The sequence below is a fragment of the Kitasatospora sp. NPDC101447 genome, from assembly GCF_044767225.1.
In the GTDB taxonomy this organism is placed as follows: Bacteria; Actinomycetota; Actinomycetes; order Streptomycetales; family Streptomycetaceae; genus Kitasatospora.
On record NZ_JBIWNL010000002.1, the window covers coordinates 231629 to 248094 of the forward strand.

Here is a 16466-nt window from a genome sequence, read left to right on the forward strand (position 1 = left end):
CCGGGGCGCGGGCGCCCCCCCCCCCCCGGGGGGGGGGGGGCCCCCCCCCCCCCCCGGGGGGGGGGCCCCCCCGGGGGGGGGGCCCCCCCCCGCCGGGGGGGGGGCCCCCCCCACGCGGGGGGCGTTCAGCCGGCCAGGAGCCGCTGCTTCTGCGCCGCGAACTCCTCGTTGGTGAGGACTCCCTGGTCCCTCAGCTGCGCCAGCTGCTGCAGCTGCGAGATCTTGTCGTCCATGCTCGCCGCAGGGGGCGCCGGAGGCGCCGCGGGAGCGGCGGGTGCCGCGGCCGGTGGGGGCGGAGCGGGCTCGGCCGCCATGTCCTGCTGGGCCCAACGACCCGCCTGACGGCGGGAGACCCGGTTGGACACGGCGGTCGCCGTTCCGGCGACGACGGCGGTGCGCGCCATACCGCGCAGCAGTCCAGGCATGACTCGTCTCTCCTCTCGGTGGCGTCACTCGGTGGCGGACGGCCGGGTCGCGGGGTCGTCGGACGCGTCCTCGACGTCGTCCAGCTCGTCCAGGGAGCGCAGCAGGTCCGCCATGGGCACCCGGCCGCTGGCGACCACCCGGGCGCCGCCCCGGCGCAGCGCCGTGGCGAACGGAGCGGCCCAGGTGTTCTCGTAGATGAGCACCCCGGCCGAGTTCCCGGGCTCGATGGCCCCGGCGGCCTCGCCCAGGTCGTCGTCGTCGAGCAGCCCCGACCCGGAGCCCTCGAAGACGGCCAGGTCCAGCAGACCGTCACCGTCGAAGTCGGCGATCTCCATCCCGGTGACGGTGCCGTCGCTGTCCTTGCGTACGAACGCGAAGTCCAGGATGCGGATCACACCCCGGTCCACCAGGTCGATCAACAGCGGAAGCCCCTCCCCGGTCATGCGGTTGCCGGGGAACTCGACCACCAGGTAGTCGATGGGCCCGCTCTCGGCCAGGACGTCCTCGGCCATGGCGGTGCTCCTTCCTTCGTGTGGGATCCGGCGCCCGGCCCGCCGGGCCGGTCACTGCTTCGACGCTAGGGGCCGCCACCCCCTCCGCGGATCACCTGTTCCGGGTGAGGGAACGCGGATCCGGCGGAGCCCTCGTCCGGGCGGCCCAGTCCGGCGTGCCGGACGGGGGACCTTGCGGCGTGAATGGTGAACAGCGGCGGTACGGCCGCGTGCCGAACACCGGGAGTGCCGTTGAACGGGCCACTGGAGCCGCATCCTTCCGAGCCCCCTTCGGGTGAGCCCTCGGCGTCCGGGCCCGCTCCGTCCGGGCCCCCGCCGTCCGGGCCCCCGCCGTCCGGGCCCGCTGCGGCGGGTGGTCCTGTGGCGGGCGGTCCTGCGGCGGGTGAGCCGCCCGCGTCCGGGCCGCCGCCCGGCGGGCCGACGAACGGGAGCGGGGGCACGCCCTCGGGGGCCCGGCACCCCTCCAGGGCGGCGAGGATCGCGATGAGCACCGTGTCCGCCGTGCTGATCACGCTGACCTGCATCCTGGTGCCCGTCTCGCTGCTCACCGTCTGGGTGCACGACATCGCGCTGGACACCGACCGGTACGTCTCGACGGTCTCCCCGCTGGCCACCAACCCCGCGATCCAGGACGCCGCGGTCGCCCGGATCACGAAGGCCGTGGACGTGAAGGTGGACGGCCCGGCTGTCGCCTCCGACGTGGGCGACTGGCTGCAGTCGCAGGGCCTGCCGCCCCGGGCCGCCGCGGCGGTCAAGTCGCTCGGCCCCAAGATCGACGACGCGGTGGACCAGGTGGTCACCAAGGCCGCCACCAAGGTCGTGCAGAGCGACGCCTTCGCGACCGTCTGGACGCAGGCCAACCGCGCCGCCCACCAGGCCGTGGTCCAGGCCCTGACCGGCCACGGCCGCGGCGCGGTCGAGGTGGACAACGGCACCGTCACCCTCAACGTCGGGACGGCCGTCGACAAGCTGAAGGACGACCTGGTGTCCGCCGGGCTGACCCCGGCCGAGAAGATCCCGGACGTCAACAAGCAGCTGGTGCTGTTCCAGTCCGACAAGCTGGCCAAGATCCGCGGTTACGCGCACGCCCTCGACGTGATCGGCAACTGGCTGCCGATCATCACCGTGCTGATCGGCGTGATCGGCGTGGTGCTGGCCCGGCGCCGCCGCCGGGCCCTGGTGACCACGGCCCTCTGCGCGGCCTTCGCCTGCCTGCTGGTGGCGATCGCCCTGGTGATCGCCCGCCACTACTACCTGGACCACCTGCCGCCCGCCGTGCAGTCCCCGGCCGCGGCGGCCGCGGTCTTCGACACGCTGCTGCACTTCCTGCGGATCAGTCTGCGGACCGCGATCGTCCTGGGCGTGGTGGTGGCGCTCGGCGCCTACCTCTCCGGTGCGGGCCGCATGCCGCGCGCCGTCCGCGGCGGTGCCGACCACGTCGCCGACTCCGTCGCCGGCTGGAGCGACGCGCACGGCGTGCACACCGGCCGGGTCGGGACCTGGACCGACGCCCACCGCCGGTGGCTCGTCCTCGCGGCGGTGCTGATCGTCGCCCTGGTGTTCGCCCTCTGGAACCACCCGACCGTCCTGACGGTGCTGCTGCTCGTGCTGGTACTGCTCGCGGTGCTCGCCGTCCTGGCGCTGCTCGCCGCCTCCGGACGGGCCGGCGCCGACAGCCGTACCGACGAGGCCGGTGCCGGGAGCCGGACCGGCGAGTGACCCCGTCCGCGCGACGCGGACCTCCCCGACCGTTCCCCGCACACAGCGCAGGTGGCCATGACCAGTCGTCCGAACATCCTGTTGATCGTCACCGACGAGGAGCGGGCCGCGATCCCCCGCCCGCAGGGCTTCACGCTCCCCGCCCGGGAACGACTCGCCGAGCGGGGCACCACCTTCGACCGGTACTACACCGCCTCGGCCATGTGCAGCTCCGCGCGGTCCGTGATCTACACCGGCCGGCACCTGCCGCTGACCGAGATCTACGACAACGACAACATGCCCTACATCCGCCCGCTGGACCCGGCGCTGGGCACCCTCGGCACGATGCTGCGCCAGGCCGGCTACCACTGCACGTACCAGGGCAAGTGGCACCTGTCGAACGCCTACGTCACCCCGCAGAACCCGGGACCGACCACCGACGCCCTGGAGCCCTACGGGTTCAGCGAGTTCAACGACTGGGGCGACATCGACGGCGGCGTCTGGGCCGGGCTCAAGATCGACCCCGTGATCGCCGGCCAGGCCGTCAAGTGGCTGCGCAACCGCGCCCCGGCGGTGGCGGACGACCAGCCCTGGTTCATGGCCGTCAACTTCGTCAACCCGCACGACATCATGAGCTTCGACTACGGCGGGAAGCCCCGGGTGCGGCTGCCCTTCGGCCTCGCGCACGCCGTGCTGGCGCGCGGCCCCGCCGACGTCCCGCTCTACCGCCGCCGCTGGGACTTCGACCTGCCCGCCGGCCTGCACGACGACCTCTCCGGCGCCGCGCCGGCGGTGGCGGAGTTCGCGCGCATGCTCGACACGGTGTTCGGTCCGGTGGCCGACGACCGGCACTGGTACGACGGCCTGAACTTCTACCTCAACGCCATCCGGGACGTCGACCGCAGCATCGACCTCGTGCTCGACGCGCTGCAGGCCTCCGGCCAGGCTGACCGGACGGTGGTCGTGTTCACCTCCGACCACGGCGAGATGGCCGGCTCCCACGGCCTGCGCCAGAAGGGCAACCTGCTCTACGACGAGAACTTCCACGTCCCGTTCGTGCTGTGCCACCCGGACGCGCCCGGCGGCGGCCGCACCGACGCGCTCGCCTCCGCGGTCGACATCGCGCCCACCCTGCTGGAGTTCGCGGGCCTGGACCGGGCGGCCGCCGCCTCCCGCTTCCCCGACCTGCACGGTCACTCCTTGTCACCGGTGCTGGAGGGCGGGGAGGTCCGCGAGGGCGTGCTCACCGCCGTCGAGTCGATCACCGCCCTGGACGCCGGGTTCTGGTTCGAGTTCGCCGACCCGCAGGCCCAGCAGCGCATCCAGTCGGGGGAGCTGCGCCCGGACTGGGACAAGCGCGGCTTCCTGCGCGGCTACCTCGACCGGCGGTACAGCTTCGGGCGCTACTTCTCCCCGCTCCGGCCCAATCGCCCGACCAGCCCCGAGGCGCTGTACGCGCAGAACGACGTGGTGCTCTACGACCGGGAGGAGGACCCCGGCGAGGTGCGCAACCTCGCGGCCGATCCGGCCCACCGCGACCTCGTCGCCCGGTACAGCGCCCGGCTGGAGGACCTCATCACCGCGGAGGTCGGCGCCGACACCCGCGCGTGGGTCACCGAACGCCCCCGGCTGCTCGGCTGGCCCACCTGGCACGGCGACACCGACCGTCCCGTGCCCGCCGGCGCCGCGGCCCGCGGGTGAACCCGTGGCCGACCTCGTGGCCGGACCGGTGGCCGACGTCGTGGCCGACCCCACGGACGCGGCGTCACGGTCCGTGACCTCGTCGCGGTCCGCGCACGACAGGACGGGAGTCCGGCCCTACCGTGAACGTAGGACTTCTGTTCCCTTCCAGGCGGTCGTCATGCGAGCAGCCGGGCCCCACCGCCCGGCTGCCCGCCCCTCCCGTCTCCCGTTGCCCGAGAGGCGGTTGCCACCGAAGGAGTCAATGTCATGACCAGCAGTGTTGCCGGGGCCGGCCCCAGCACCCACGCCCCCGAACCCCGTCCCTTCGCGACCGGGTGGACCATCTTCGCCGGGGTCATGATGATCGCCGGCGGCATCATGGCGGTGTTCCAGGGGATCGCCGCCATCACCAAGGACAGCCTGATCGTCGTCACCCGGCACTACGTCTACTCGATGAACACCGAAGGGTGGGGCTGGATCCACGTCATCGTCGGGGTCGTCCTGGTGCTGGCGGGCGTGGCGCTGTTCAGCGGTGCTCCCTGGGCCCGGGTCGTCGGTGTCGCCGTCGCCGGCCTGAGCATGATCGCCAACTTCCTGTGGCTGCCCTACTACCCGCTCTGGGCCATCGTCCTGATCGCGCTCGACGCCTTCGTCATCTGGGCGCTGTGCGTCGGCACCACGAAGAAGGCGAGCTGACCACCCGACGGGCCGACGGCCCGTAGGAACCCCCGGGCCGGCCACCACCGCGTGGCCGGCCCGATCGCGTCCGGGGGAGGGGAGTGGAGGGCGAGCGGAGGGCGAGTGGAGGGGGAGGCTTGGCGGGCGGCCCGGGGCATCTTGTATCGTTCCTCGCGAATCATCCAGAGGGGTGGAGGGACCGGCCCTACGAAGCCCCGGCAACTCCCCGTTCGACCCGGCGTCCGAAGTACGCGCCGTGCCGTGCGGGGGCAGTGCCAACTCCGGCCTGTCGCCACTGTGGCGCGGGAAAGATGAGGAGACACGGTGCTCTCTGTGCTGTCCTTCGCCCGGGCGCTTCCCGCCCCGGCCCTTCCGCGTACCCGTCTCGTGCCCGGCGCAGGCAATCGGCCGACTTCTCCGGCCCGTCCTCGCTGACCACCCCCCGGCTCCCCGTCCGGGAGCCCCCGTGAGCGAAGCCCACCCGCCGCTCACGGGATTCGAGACGGAGTACCCATCCATGGACAACACGAGCGGCGTCGGCGTGCTCGACAAGGTCACCTCGATCCTCGGCACCCTGGAGGCAGGTCCCGCCACCCTGGCCGGACTCGTCACCGCCACCGGCCTGGCCCGGCCCACCGCCCACCGGCTCGCCGTGGCACTCGAACACCACCGGCTGGTCACCAGGGACATGCAGGGCCGGTTCATCCTCGGCCCCCGGCTCACCGAGCTCTCGGCGGCCGCCGGGGAGGACCGACTGCTGGCCGCAGCCGGCTCCGTCCTCGCCCACCTGCGCGACGTGACCGGCGAGAGCGCCCAGCTCTACCGCCGCCAGGGCGAGATCCGGATCTGCGTGGCCGCCGCCGAGCGCCTCTCCGGCCTGCGCGACACCGTACCGGTGGGGGTCACCCTCCCGATGAAGGTCGGTGCGGCCGCCCAGGTCCTGCTCGCCTGGGAGGAGCCCGAGCGGCTGCACCGCGGGCTGCAGGGCGCCCGCTTCACCGCCACCGCGCTGAGCGGGGTCCGGCGGCGCGGCTGGGCCCAGTCCATCGGCGAGCGTGAACTCGGGGTCGCCTCCGTGTCCGCGCCCGTCCGCGGCCCCTCCAACCGGGTGGTGGCCGCGGTGTCGGTCTCCGGCCCGATCGAGCGGCTCACCCGGCACCCTGGAGCCCAGCTCTCCCAGGCGGTCGTCGAGGCGGCCCACCGGCTCACCGAGGCCCTGCGCCACACCTGACCGGTTCACCGGGCCGCGCCTGCCCGGCTTCGCGCCGTTCGGCTTCGCGCTGCCCGGCTTCGCCCCGTCCGGCCTCGCGCTGCCCGGACGCGCGGTCCTCTGGCGCGGGCCGGGAGGAGGCGGCGGCCGGCGACACCGGGAACGGGGTGAACCGAACACGGCACGCCATCCGTGCAGGGGTCGGGGGCCGCGTTGCACCGCCGTCACCCGCCGCCGCCACGGCGGCCGGCGGCGGTCCGGGCTCGCCGCCTCGCGCGCTCCTCCGATCTCCCCCCGGGGCGCGCGCGAGGCGTTCCCTGCTCCACGAACTCCACAGGAGAGAAGCACAGATGAAGCACGTACGCCGGGCGGCCGTGGTCACCGGGGGTGCGGTCGCCGCCCTCGCACTGGCGGGCACCGGGACCGCCTTCGCCTGGAAGCCGAGCGACGCCTCGCTGGAGGTCGGCTGCCGGGCGGACGCCGGCCACGTCGAGCTCGTCCTCGGCAATCGCTACAAGGCCGCCGGCGACTACACCCTGAGCCTGGTCGGCGGCTCCGAGGAGTACCACGGCCGCATCGACGCCAACGCCACCGTCAAGCTGACCGTCAGCTACTCGGGCAAGGGCGACACCTGGCGCTACACCCTGGCGGACACCCACGTGGACAAGAAGGTCGCGGACGTTCCGCTGTGCCCGTCCGCCACCCCGACGCCGACCGGCACCCCGACCACCACCCCCTCCGTCCCGGCGACCCCGGTCCCGACCCCGACCAAGTCGGTCCCGGCCTCGCCGAGCGCCACGCCGTCGGCCACCACCCCGGCCCCGACCGGCACCCCGACCACCACCCCCTCCGTCCCGGCGACCCCGGTCCCGACCCCGATCAAGTCGGTCCCGGCCTCGCCGAGCGCCACGCCGTCGGCCACCACCCCGGCCCCGACCGGCACCCCGACCACCACCCCGTCGGCCACGCCGTCCGCCATGCCCAGCGCGACCGGCACCGCCCCGGCGCTGGCCCAGACCGGTGGCGGGGACAACACCCCGCTCGCCCTGGCCGGCGGCGCCGTGCTGGCCGCCGGTGCGGGCCTGGTGTTCGCCGCCCGCAAGGTCGCGGCCAAGCGCCGCGCCTGACCGAGCACCGATCGGGGCGATCGCGGCGCCGGGGTCCGGGAACACCGGACCTCGGGGCCCCACGGCATTTGACGGCCTGTGCCGCCGGGCCGTCCACGGAAGGGGAGTGAGATGTTCGTCGATGGATCCTGGCGGATCACGGTGACCGGCAAGGACGCCGACTTCGACCAGCGGGCGGTGGTGATCACCCCGTACGGCACCCTGGTGCTGGCCGGCCGGGTGGGGGAGTCGCTCGTGGTCGACGCGGACACCTGGGAGCTGAGGCTCGAACACCTCCGGCCGGGCGGAGGTTGGCGCCCGGACGTCCAGGTGGTGCCCGGCCCGGTGGCCGAGACCGGCGGCGTGCGCAGCCGGGAGGTCCGCGCCCGGGACTGCCACTGGCCGGGCGTGCCCGGCACCGACCTGCCGCGCAACCTCGTGCTGCGCCTCGACGCGCTCGGCGCCGCGGCCCCGGCCGCGCGGCGGGAGACGACCGGGGCGATCGGACCGGCCTCGGCACCGCTGGTGCGGACCAGTTCGGACCCTGAGCTCGGCGCCCTGCGGCCGACGGAGCGGCGGGGGACGCCGGCCGACCGGACCGCCCCGGGCCAGGCGCCTGCCCCGGCCCCGGCCGTACGGCGGGCCACCACCGGCTGGTGAGGCGGGAGTCGGCGAAGAGGGGCGGCTCTGCGGGCAGCCACCCCTCGGTCGTACCGGGGCCGTCAGCTGTCGATCTTGAACGACTCCCCGTAGACCTTCCAGGCCAGCGGGGCCTTGAGTTCGAGGTTGCCCGCCTTCAGGAACACCAGCTGCTCGGTGTCCACCCGGTCGGTCTCCTCGTGGGCGGCCTCCGTCTTCATCGCGGCCCGGCGGGCGTCGAGGAAGGCGGCCAGGTAGGCCTTCTCGTCGCCGCCCTGAGCCGGGGTCTTCGCCTTCTTCATGGCGGCGGCCCGGATGCCGCCGAAGCTGACCGGCTCGTCGCCGGGGCCGTGCATGACGATGGCGTCGTAGTAGACGAACTGGCCGAGGGCGTGCAGGCCGTCGGTCTGGGCCTGCATCACCGAGGGGTTGAAGTAGACCCGGTCCCGCTCGTCCGTCCGGGCCTGCTTCGCCGGGCCGCCCGGCACAGGCAAGACCACCGTCGCCCGGCTGTACGGGCGGCTGCTGGCCGAACTGGGCGTGCTGCCCGCGGGCCAGCTGGTCGAGACCGCCCGCGCCGACCTGGTCGGCCGGTACGTGGGGCACACCGCGCAGCGGGCGGCTGCAGCTCGGGCCCCGGCTGTACGGCACGGGCGACGTCGGCCGCGACTGCGCCGGGTACGGCACCTTCACGGCCGCCCTGGTGGCCCGCCGCCGCACCGGCGAGGCCGGCCCCTCCGGCCTCGCCCCCGAGGCCCGCGTCCCGGCGATCGTGGTCACCGACGACGCCGGGGCCACCACCCCGGACCTGCTGGGCGGCGGGATCCGCGCCGCCGTCGACAAGGGCGCCCGGGTGATCGCGGTCGAGGTGCCCGTCCCCGGGCCGAGCGACGCGCTCGGCGACGCCGTCGCGTACGCGGCGGCGCACGGCGCGCTGGTCGTCGCCCCGGCGGCCCCGGACGGTCGCAGCAGCAGTTCGCCGGTGTTCCCGGCCTCCTACCCGGGCGTGCTCGCGGTGGCCTCGACCGGGCCGAACGGCCCGTCCGGCGGCGGCCTGGGCGGCCGGGTCGACCTGGCCGCGCCCGGCGAGCTCGTGACGGGTACCGGGCCCGGTGGCGGCCTGTTCACCGCCTCCGGACCGGGCTGCGCCACCGCCTACGTGGCGGCCGCGGCCGCCCTGGTGCTCGCGCTGCGGCCCGAGCTGACCGCGGAACAGCTGACCCGGCGGCTGGAGACGACCGCCTACCACCCCGGCACCCGGCTGCCGGACGCCGCGGTGGGCTTCGGGGTGGTCGACCCGGTCGCCGCCGGCACCGGCTCCTGGCCCGGCGCGGCCCGGGCGGCCGCCCCGGGTGACCCGGTGCGGGCGGACCCGGGGCCGGACCGCTCGAAGGCCTGGCGGGCCCTCGCGGTGGCGGGTGGCAGCGCCGGGGTGGTCCTGCTGGTGGCCTTCGGCGGTCTGACCGCGCGGCTCGGCCGCCGAGGGACCGGGCGCGCCGCCGGCTGACGGCCCGGTCCGGGGCGCGGCGGGGCCCGTCCCGCGCGCCGGCGAGGTTTCCTCCGGCAAAGTGCCGCCCAGGTGAACAATCGCGAGCACGTTTTCCGTTCAACAACACGACAGGCGGGCGAGCGGCTCGCGTCCAGGGCCGGGCAGATGGGTGAGGTGGGCTCCGATGAGGACCAGGGCGGTGGACCGTGATGGTGACAGACTGACGGTCATGACGGGCGGTGGGGACGGTAACGGGCAGGGCGGCACCGGGCGCGGCGGGAGCGGGCCGGACGACGAGGCGACGGCGCGTCGGCTGATCGCCGCCTGGCTGGCCGGTGAGGCCGCCGAACCGGCGCCCGCCCCGGCCGCCGGCGCCGAGCGGCCCGCCGGGGCCGTCCCGACCGGGGCCGTCCCGACCGGGTGGTGCGTCCCCCCGGCCGCCGCCCGGGAGGTCATCGCCGTGGCCCGGCGGATGGCCCTGCACGGACGGCAGGGCCGGGCCTGGCCGGCCCCCGGAGCCGAGCACCTGATGCTGGCCCGCGCCCTGGTGGTCGACGAGCATCCCTCGGCCGCGGCGTGGTCCGAGCGGGAGCGGGTCGAACTGGCCGGCTGGATCGCGGTCCTGGTGCGGCGCTTCGGCGAGGACGGCGTCCAGCAGCTGACCGCCGCACTCGCGGCCCGGTCCTGAGCGTCCGGTCCTGAGCGCCCGGTCCCGGGCACCCGGGCTCCCGGGCCGTCGGGCAACCGCCACCCGGACACCTTCGCACCGGGGCTCATCACACACCGTCCCCGCGGCTGCCCGCCGATGCCGTTGTACCGGAGCGAAGGACGGAGCCGTGGCCGAGGAAGCCGTCGACTCACCCGTGGGCGCCCAGCAGCGCGCCGATCACCCCACCCGGGGCCGTGCAACCGTGGACCAGGACACCCTGGTCGAGCTGTACCGCGCGGGCCGGGTCGGCCCTTCGATTCGCCCCGTTGAACGGAAGCCGTGCGCCGAGGGGTTCAGATCGGATCGGGGCGGATCGAACCCTGGAGGGGGTGCCGTCCGTGCAACCGGTTGAGGCCGGCCGGGAGCGGCCGGGAGCGGCCGGGAGCCGGGAGCCGGTGATCGGCGGCGGCGGTCGACGCGAGGACGGACGAGGAGAGGACAGCGATGGCCTGGTACCAGGGGGCGAGCCGGATCACGGTGACGGCGGTGGAGGGGCGGTTCCCGCAGCGGGTGGTGGTGACCGTCCCGGGTGCCGCGCCGGTGGAGGTCCCCGGCGAGGTCGGCGCCGTCCACCTCGTCGAGGCGGAGCGCTGGCAGCTCGACCTGGAGCACTGCCACGCGGGCGAGTGGTGTCCCAACATCCGTGCGGTGCAGGGTCGTTGGCAGGAGATCCGGGGTGTGCTGACGCAGGCCGTGCACAGCCGCAACCGCGATGCGGCGGGCGACCGCCAGGACCGCAACCTGGTGCTGCGGATCGAGCGGGTCACCCCGGGCGGTGACGAGTCCCCGGCGGTGACCGCGGCCCTCGCCGCCCGCCGCACCACCAGCGCGCACCGGGCCCCGGCGGCCCCGGCCGGCCTGGCCGCGCTGCGCACCTCGACCGGTCCGGCGAGCGGCACCACGGCCCCGGGCGTGCGGACGACCACCGCGGGCTCCGAGCCCGACTTCCTGCGGCCGGCCGCCCCGGCGGGCCGGACCGCCGGTGCGGGAGGCGCCACCCGGACGACCAGCACGACCACTTCGTGGAGCGGCTGACGACTACTCCACGGGGGAGCAGCGGGCCAGCCGGGCCTGCACCAGCTCCACCTGACGGGTCATCCGCCCCTGCTCAGCGGCGAGTTCCAGGGCCCGCTCCCAGTGCCGGCGCGCCTCGGCCGGCAGCCCCCGGTCGTACATCACCTGGCCGATGAAGTCGGCGAAGTCGAACTCCGCGTGGGCCTGGTTGCCCTGGGCCCGGCCGAGTTCCAGCACCCGGTGGATCTGCGCCACGGCCTCGTCGGTGCGGCCCAGGGCGCGCAGGATCTGGGCGTGGGTCTTGGCGGAGATCACCAGGTACGGGCCCGACTCGCGCCCGGCCAGCAGCTCCAGCGACTCCTCGATCGGCGCGAGCGCCTCCTCGGAGCGCTCCGCCCGGAACAGCGTGTGCGCCAGGTTGTTGAGTGCCTGGGAGAGCAGCCGGGGGTCGCCCTGCTCCCGCGCGTGGGCGACCGTCTCGGCGAAGCCCGCCAGGGCCCTGCCGGGCTCGCCGTAGTCGTCGGCGAAGCTGGTTCACATGCTGAGGTAGCGGTGTCGCAGGACGGGGAGGCTCTCCGGGTCGGCGACGGCGACGGCGCGCTCGGACTGCTCCAGGGCCTCCCGCCGCCTGCCCAGCCTGCCCAGCCAGCCCAGCGAGAGGCTGTGGTCGTACAGGTGCGGCCAGTCGGCGGCGGTGCCGGCGGTCTCGGCGGCCGTCAGGGCCTGCCGGGCCGCCTCCTCCCAGGCGCGGAACAGGCCCGCGTCGAGGTAGAGGTAGCCGGCGTTCTCGACCATCCGGCAGGCGTGCCGGTGGGCGCCCCACTGGCAGGCCAGGGCGATCAGGGCGCGGACGGTCGGTTCCTCGGCCCGGAACCAGGCCAGGGCGTCGGAGGACGTGGCGAACTCCGGGGTGCCGCCGGTCGGCGGGTGGGCCGGGCGGTGGTGGCGGGCCTCCGGCCGGGCGAGGACGAGCCCGGCGGCGGTCGCGGCCAGGTGGTGGTCGAACAGCCGCTCCAGGGCCGCGTGCCGGGTGGCGGCCGGCAGCTCCTCGGCCGCGTGCCGGGCGTGCAGCCGTAGCAGGTCGTGCCGCTCGAAGCGGCCCGGCGCGCTCTCCTCGACCAGGTGCGCCAGGTGCAGCAGTTCCAGCGCGGCGGCGGCCGTGCGCCGGTCGGTGCCGGCCAGGGTGGCCGTCGCGGCGGTGTCGACCTGCTGGCCCGGGGGCGCGGGTCTCCAGGCGCAGGCCGTCGCCGAGCAGGGCGCGCAGCCTGGCGACGTGGCCCTGCAGTGCGGCCCGCGCGGTGGGCGGCGGGGTGTGGTCCCAGGCGAGGTCGAGCAGCCGCTCGACCGGCACGATGCGGTTGGCGTCCAGGGCGAGCGCGGCCAGCACGGCCCGGCGCCGGGCGCCTCCGATGTGGACGGAGACCGGACTTCATGGACACCTGTCCAGGTATGGTGGACACCTGTCCATGAAGTTCGGATCGAGCTCCGGAGTCGAAGATGCGCGTGACCGCCGATGTCCTGGTCGCCCTGGTGGCCCTCCTGCACGGGTACATCCTGGTGCTGGAGATGTTCCTGTGGGAGCGGGGGCCGGGGCGCAGGCTGTCCGGCTTCGACGCCGCGCTCGCCCGCACCACCGCACCGCTCGCCGCCAACCAGGGGCTCTACAACGGCTTCCTCGCCGCCGGGCTGGTGTGGGGCCTGGTCGCCGGCGGCGAGGTCGGCCGTCAGGCGCAGCTCTTCTTCCTGGTCTGCGTGGTCGTGGCCGGCCTGTACGGCGGTGCCACCGCGAACCGCCGCATCCTGGTGGCGCAGGCGCTGCCCGGGGCGGTCGCACTCGGCGCCGTGCTGCTCGCCGGATGAGCGCCGCCCAGGACCCCCGGGCGGAGCGCACCCGGGCCAGGCTGCGCCGGGCGCTGCTGGAGGAGTGCGCCGAACGTCCGCTGGCGGAGGTCAACGTGGCCGCGCTGGTGCGCCGGGCCGGGGTCGGCCGGGCCACCTTCTACGTCCACTACGCCGACCTCGACGCGCTCGCGGTGGACGCCTGTGCCGACGTGGTCCGGGCGGCCGTGGACGCCCTGCACGCCTGGCGCGGTGTGCCGGACCCGGCCGCCCCGCCGCCCGCGCTGACCGGGTTCTTCGTCGAACTGGTGCCGCACGCCGCGCTCTACCGGGCGCTGCTGACCCCGGGCGGCGGCGGACCGCTCGGGGTGGTGCTCACCCGTGACCTGCGGGAGCGCAGCCGGGCCGAGCGGGCCCTGGCGGGCGCCCCGGAGCCCGACCTGGTGGCCGCCGCCGTGGCCGGCACCTTCACCGGCGTGCTCGGGGACTGGCTGCACGGCCGGATCGAGGCCGGCCCGGAGCGGGTCGCCCACCAGGTCTGGCGGCTGCTGATCTCCCTGCACCGCACGCCGCAGCTCTGAACGGCCGTCGGCCCGCAGTTGTGGCCTGACGCACAGTTGGGAAACTTTCCTAACGAAAGTCATTGACCCCGGAGCCCGGTGCCCCGATTCTGTGAGACACCCACCGGCGGACCGTCGCCGTCCGCACCGGTGGGCCGCTCCCGCCTCCCTGACCTGCCGTCACCGTTCCCCCGGAATCGACGAAAGTGAGTTGGCATGCGCAAGACCACCGGAGTCCGTCTCACCGCCCCGCTGCTGGCCGTCGCGCTCGGCCCGGCCGCGCTCCTGCTGGCCCCCGTGACCTCCGCCGCGGCCGCCCCCGCCGCGACGGCCGTCCCCGGGATGGCCGCCGCACCGTACGAGTACCTCGGCTGGGGCAACCCGCAGAAGCCGACCGACGTGATGAAGGCCGCCGGGGTGAAGTGGTTCACGCTGGCGTTCGTCCTCTCCGACGGCGGGTGCAACCCGAAGTGGGACGGCAGCCGGGCGCTCACCGGGGGCACCGACCAGGCCGCGATCGACTCGATCCGGGCGGCCGGGGGCGACGTCGTGGTCTCCGTCGGCGGGTGGAGCGGGAACAAGCTCGGCGAGAAGTGCTCCAGCGCGAGCGCCCTGGCCGGCGCGTACCAGAAGGTGATCGACGCCTACCGGCTGAAGGCGCTCGACATCGACATCGAGAACACCGAGTTCGGCAACGCGACGGTCCGGCAGCGGGTGGTCGACGCCCTGAAGATCGTCAAGACCAGGAACCCCGGGATCGTCACCTACGTCACCATGGGCACCACGCCGAGCGGCCCCGACGCCAACGGCAAGGATCTCATCAAGCGGGGCGCGGCCGCGGGACTGGCGAACGACGGCTGGGTGGTGATGCCCTTCGACTTCGGCGGCCACAGCGGCACCATGGGGCAGGCGACGGTCGGTGCGCTCGACGGGCTGAAGGCGGCGGTCAAGAGCGCGTACGGCTACGGCGACGACGCGGCGTACCGGCACATCGGCGTCTCCTCGATGAACGGGAAGACCGACGAGGCGGGGGAGACCGTCACCACCGCCGACTTCCGCACCATCCTCGGCTACGCGAAGCAGCACCACCTCGCCCGCTTCGCCTTCTGGTCCGTCAACCGGGACCGTGCGTGCGGCTCCGGCACGGACGCCGACGCCTGCAGCGGCGTCCCGCAGTCCCCGTACGAGTTCACCAGGATCGTCGTCCAGTACCAGGGCTGAGGCCGCCGCCCCGCCCCGATCCGTCCGCCGGGCTCCCTCCCGTTCCCCGCCCGTCCCGCCCCGGCCCGTCCCCGTCCCGGCCGGTCCTCACCCCCGGCCGGTCCTCACCCCCGGCCGGTCCCACCCCCCGGAGCCATCCGTGTCCTCAGGCTTCACCCGAAGAATCGGCCTCTTCCAGGCCACCGCGATCAACATGAGCCAGATGTGCGGCATCGGGCCGTTCGTGACGATCCCGCTGATGGTCGCCGCCTTCGGCGGCCCGCAGGCCGTGATCGGCTGGGTCGCCGGCGCGCTGCTCGCCCTGGTCGACGGCCTGGTCTGGGCCGAGCTCGGCGCCTCGCTGCCCGGCGCCGGCGGCACCTACGTCTACCTGCGCGAGGCCTTCCAGTACCGCACCGGGCGGCTGATGCCGTTCCTGTTCGTCTGGACGGCCATGCTCTTCATCCCACTGATCATGTCCACCGGCGTGCAGGGCCTGGTGCAGTACCTCGCCTACCTGTGGCCGGACATGACGACGCTCCAGGGGGACGTCGTCGGGGTCGCCGTGCTCGCCCTGGTCCTGGTGGCGCTGTGGCGCACCGTCGAGGACATCAGCGTGATCACGATCGGGATGTGGATCGTGATGATCCTCTCGGTCGGAGCGGTGATCCTGGCCTCCTTCACCGACTTCCACCCCTCGCTGGCCTTCACCTGGCCCGCCCACGCCGTCGAGCTCACCCACGGCGGCTTCTGGACCGGCTTCGCCGCCGGCCTGACCATCGGGATCTACGACTACCTCGGCTACAACACCGCCTCCTACCTGGGCGCCGAGATCCGCAACCCGGGCCGGGTGATGCCCCGCGCGATCATCTACTCGATCACCGCCATCATGGCGGTCTACCTGCTGATGCAGATCGGCGTCCTCGGCGTCGTCGACTGGCGGGACATGCTGGACCCGGACAACGTCGCCGCCAAGTCGGTCGCCTCCGCCGTCCTGGAGCGGACCTGGGGCAGGGGCGCGGCCGACACCGTGACGGTGCTGATCCTCGTCACCGCCTTCGCCTCCGTCCTCGCGGGCCTGCTCGGCGGCTCCCGGGTGCCCCACGACGCGGCCCGGGACGGGATGTTCTTCCGCTCCTTCGCCAGGCTGCACCCCCGGCACGGCTTCCCGGTGGTCGGCCTGGTCGCCATGGTCACGGTCACCGCCGCCGGCTTCCTGTTCGCACGGCACGTCGGCGACACCGCCGCGCACCCGCCGCTGGGCATCCTGATCGCCCTGCTGACCAGCGTCATGGTGATCGTCCAGGCGCTCGCCCAGATCGCCGCCGTGACGGTGCTCCGCCGACGGCAGCCGGACCTCGCCCGCCCCTACCGGATGCTGCTCTACCCGCTGCCGAGCATCGTGGCCGCCGTCGGCTGGCTGGTCATCTACGGCTACGCGGACCGGGCCAACCCGGGTGTGCACCCCGTCGAGTGGTCGCTGGCCTGGGTCGCCCTCGGCGGCGTCGCCTTCCTGGTCTGGTCGAAGGTCGAGGGCGCCTGGCCGTTCGGGCCCAAGGAGATCCGGGAGGAGTATCTGGAGGCCCAGCGCGCCGACCCCCTCACCGCACCGGCCGGGTAGCCGCCGGCGCCGCGGCCCGGCTCCCCCGCGGCGCACCGTGCGCGGGGGAGCCGGGCCGGGCCTCCGGTCGGCGGCCTCCGGT

At 74.9% G+C, this 16466-nt stretch carries 16 protein-coding genes, 4 pseudogenes and 1 riboswitch; of the genes and pseudogenes, 14 read left to right on the forward strand and 6 right to left on the reverse strand.

Going from position 1 to position 16466, the window contains the following annotated elements; genetic code table 11:
* Positions 1-125 precede the first annotated feature (125 nt).
* Both ACIRST_RS03565 and ACIRST_RS03570 read right to left on the reverse strand, forming a co-directional pair.
* Entirely contained in the window at positions 126-425 is a 300-nt protein-coding gene (locus ACIRST_RS03565) for an SHOCT domain-containing protein (RefSeq protein ID WP_350526030.1), read from the reverse strand.
* Positions 426-449: 24 nt separating this feature from the next.
* Complete coding sequence (locus tag ACIRST_RS03570; RefSeq protein ID WP_350526029.1) at positions 450-938, reverse strand: DUF6325 family protein; 489 nt, start codon at positions 936-938, stop codon at positions 450-452.
* A gap of 483 nt (positions 939-1421) precedes the next feature.
* Between ACIRST_RS03570 and ACIRST_RS03575 the strand changes: the two genes are divergently transcribed.
* From ACIRST_RS03575 to ACIRST_RS03600, 6 genes are all read left to right on the forward strand, one after another.
* Positions 1422-2657 (forward strand): hypothetical protein, encoded by a 1236-nt coding sequence (locus tag ACIRST_RS03575; protein ID WP_350526028.1) that lies wholly within the window; start codon positions 1422-1424, stop codon positions 2655-2657.
* A gap of 57 nt (positions 2658-2714) precedes the next feature.
* A complete protein-coding gene (locus ACIRST_RS03580) occupies positions 2715-4337 on the forward strand; it encodes a sulfatase-like hydrolase/transferase (RefSeq protein WP_402799671.1) in 1623 nt (540 codons plus the stop codon).
* A 249-nt stretch (positions 4338-4586) separates the two neighbouring features.
* Entirely contained in the window at positions 4587-5015 is a 429-nt protein-coding gene (locus ACIRST_RS03585; protein ID WP_350526026.1) for a hypothetical protein, read from the forward strand.
* Between the two features lie 157 nt (positions 5016-5172).
* A riboswitch (SAM riboswitch) is annotated at positions 5173-5315 on the forward strand.
* Between the two features lie 199 nt (positions 5316-5514).
* Positions 5515-6228: an IclR family transcriptional regulator gene (locus ACIRST_RS03590; protein ID WP_402799673.1), complete on the forward strand. Its 714-nt coding sequence runs from the start codon at positions 5515-5517 to the stop codon at positions 6226-6228.
* A gap of 329 nt (positions 6229-6557) precedes the next feature.
* Positions 6558-7334 carry an LPXTG cell wall anchor domain-containing protein gene (locus tag ACIRST_RS03595; protein ID WP_350526024.1) on the forward strand — a complete coding sequence of 259 codons (777 nt, stop codon included), beginning with the start codon at positions 6558-6560 and terminating at the stop codon, positions 7332-7334.
* A 111-nt stretch (positions 7335-7445) separates the two neighbouring features.
* Positions 7446-7973 (forward strand): hypothetical protein, encoded by a 528-nt coding sequence (locus tag ACIRST_RS03600; protein WP_402799675.1) that lies wholly within the window; start codon positions 7446-7448, stop codon positions 7971-7973.
* A 62-nt stretch (positions 7974-8035) separates the two neighbouring features.
* Here the strand turns inward: ACIRST_RS03600 and ACIRST_RS03605 are convergent.
* A pseudogene (locus ACIRST_RS03605) lies at positions 8036-8422 on the reverse strand (chitosanase); the annotation flags it as partial.
* Here ACIRST_RS03605 and ACIRST_RS03610 point away from each other — a divergent pair.
* From ACIRST_RS03610 to ACIRST_RS03625, 4 genes and pseudogenes are all read left to right on the forward strand, one after another.
* Positions 8421-8567, forward strand: a pseudogene (locus tag ACIRST_RS03610) (AAA family ATPase); the annotation flags it as partial. The pseudogenes ACIRST_RS03605 and ACIRST_RS03610 sit on opposite strands and share 2 nt — an antisense overlap.
* Positions 8568-8592: 25 nt before the next feature.
* A complete protein-coding gene (locus ACIRST_RS03615) occupies positions 8593-9459 on the forward strand; it encodes a S8 family serine peptidase (RefSeq protein WP_402800121.1) in 867 nt (288 codons plus the stop codon).
* A gap of 211 nt (positions 9460-9670) precedes the next feature.
* Positions 9671-10129, forward strand: coding sequence for a hypothetical protein (locus tag ACIRST_RS03620; RefSeq protein ID WP_402799677.1), 459 nt, complete (start codon positions 9671-9673; stop codon positions 10127-10129).
* A gap of 465 nt (positions 10130-10594) precedes the next feature.
* Positions 10595-11185, forward strand: a complete 591-nt coding sequence (locus ACIRST_RS03625) for a hypothetical protein (protein WP_402799678.1) — start codon at positions 10595-10597, stop codon at positions 11183-11185.
* A 3-nt stretch (positions 11186-11188) separates the two neighbouring features.
* On the opposite strand, the gene ACIRST_RS03630 is transcribed toward ACIRST_RS03625, so the two are convergent.
* From ACIRST_RS03630 to ACIRST_RS03640, 3 genes and pseudogenes are all read right to left on the reverse strand, one after another.
* A complete protein-coding gene (locus tag ACIRST_RS03630) occupies positions 11189-11479 on the reverse strand; it encodes a hypothetical protein (RefSeq protein ID WP_402799680.1) in 291 nt (96 codons plus the stop codon).
* Between the two features lie 42 nt (positions 11480-11521).
* Positions 11522-11659, reverse strand: a pseudogene (locus ACIRST_RS03635) (hypothetical protein); the annotation flags it as partial.
* Positions 11660-12467: 808 nt separating this feature from the next.
* Positions 12468-12551 (reverse strand): annotated as a pseudogene (locus ACIRST_RS03640) (hypothetical protein); the annotation flags it as partial.
* A 110-nt stretch (positions 12552-12661) separates the two neighbouring features.
* Here ACIRST_RS03640 and ACIRST_RS03645 point away from each other — a divergent pair.
* From ACIRST_RS03645 to ACIRST_RS03660, 4 genes are all read left to right on the forward strand, one after another.
* Complete coding sequence (locus ACIRST_RS03645) at positions 12662-13024, forward strand: DUF1304 domain-containing protein (protein ID WP_350526018.1); 363 nt, start codon at positions 12662-12664, stop codon at positions 13022-13024.
* Entirely contained in the window at positions 13021-13584 is a 564-nt protein-coding gene (locus tag ACIRST_RS03650) for a TetR family transcriptional regulator (RefSeq protein ID WP_402799682.1), read from the forward strand. Before ACIRST_RS03645 ends, ACIRST_RS03650 begins: the two co-directional genes overlap by 4 nt.
* Before the next feature lie 195 nt (positions 13585-13779).
* Positions 13780-14784 (forward strand): chitinase, encoded by a 1005-nt coding sequence (locus tag ACIRST_RS03655; protein ID WP_402799684.1) that lies wholly within the window; start codon positions 13780-13782, stop codon positions 14782-14784.
* A gap of 139 nt (positions 14785-14923) precedes the next feature.
* Complete coding sequence (locus ACIRST_RS03660; RefSeq protein WP_350526015.1) at positions 14924-16384, forward strand: APC family permease; 1461 nt, start codon at positions 14924-14926, stop codon at positions 16382-16384.
* The last annotated feature ends 82 nt before the right edge of the window (positions 16385-16466 follow it).

Bases quoted from the DNA above. Each gene is read 5' to 3' on its own strand.
- ACIRST_RS03655 (WP_402799684.1), top strand. From the start codon at position 13,780: ATGCGCAAGACCACCGGAGTCCGTCTCACCGCCCCGCTGCTGGCCGTC.
- ACIRST_RS03625 (WP_402799678.1), top strand. From the start codon at position 10,595: ATGGCCTGGTACCAGGGGGCGAGCCGGATCACGGTGACGGCGGTGGAG.
- ACIRST_RS03590 (WP_402799673.1), top strand. From the start codon at position 5,515: ATGGACAACACGAGCGGCGTCGGCGTGCTCGACAAGGTCACCTCGATC.
- ACIRST_RS03645 (WP_350526018.1), top strand. From the start codon at position 12,662: ATGCGCGTGACCGCCGATGTCCTGGTCGCCCTGGTGGCCCTCCTGCAC.
- ACIRST_RS03575 (WP_350526028.1), top strand. From the start codon at position 1,422: ATGAGCACCGTGTCCGCCGTGCTGATCACGCTGACCTGCATCCTGGTG.
- ACIRST_RS03650 (WP_402799682.1), top strand. From the start codon at position 13,021: ATGAGCGCCGCCCAGGACCCCCGGGCGGAGCGCACCCGGGCCAGGCTG.
- ACIRST_RS03565 (WP_350526030.1), bottom strand. From the start codon at position 425: ATGCCTGGACTGCTGCGCGGTATGGCGCGCACCGCCGTCGTCGCCGGA.
- ACIRST_RS03595 (WP_350526024.1), top strand. From the start codon at position 6,558: ATGAAGCACGTACGCCGGGCGGCCGTGGTCACCGGGGGTGCGGTCGCC.
- ACIRST_RS03580 (WP_402799671.1), top strand. From the start codon at position 2,715: ATGACCAGTCGTCCGAACATCCTGTTGATCGTCACCGACGAGGAGCGG.
- ACIRST_RS03620 (WP_402799677.1), top strand. From the start codon at position 9,671: ATGACGGGCGGTGGGGACGGTAACGGGCAGGGCGGCACCGGGCGCGGC.
- ACIRST_RS03600 (WP_402799675.1), top strand. From the start codon at position 7,446: ATGTTCGTCGATGGATCCTGGCGGATCACGGTGACCGGCAAGGACGCC.
- ACIRST_RS03570 (WP_350526029.1), bottom strand. From the start codon at position 938: ATGGCCGAGGACGTCCTGGCCGAGAGCGGGCCCATCGACTACCTGGTG.
- ACIRST_RS03585 (WP_350526026.1), top strand. From the start codon at position 4,587: ATGACCAGCAGTGTTGCCGGGGCCGGCCCCAGCACCCACGCCCCCGAA.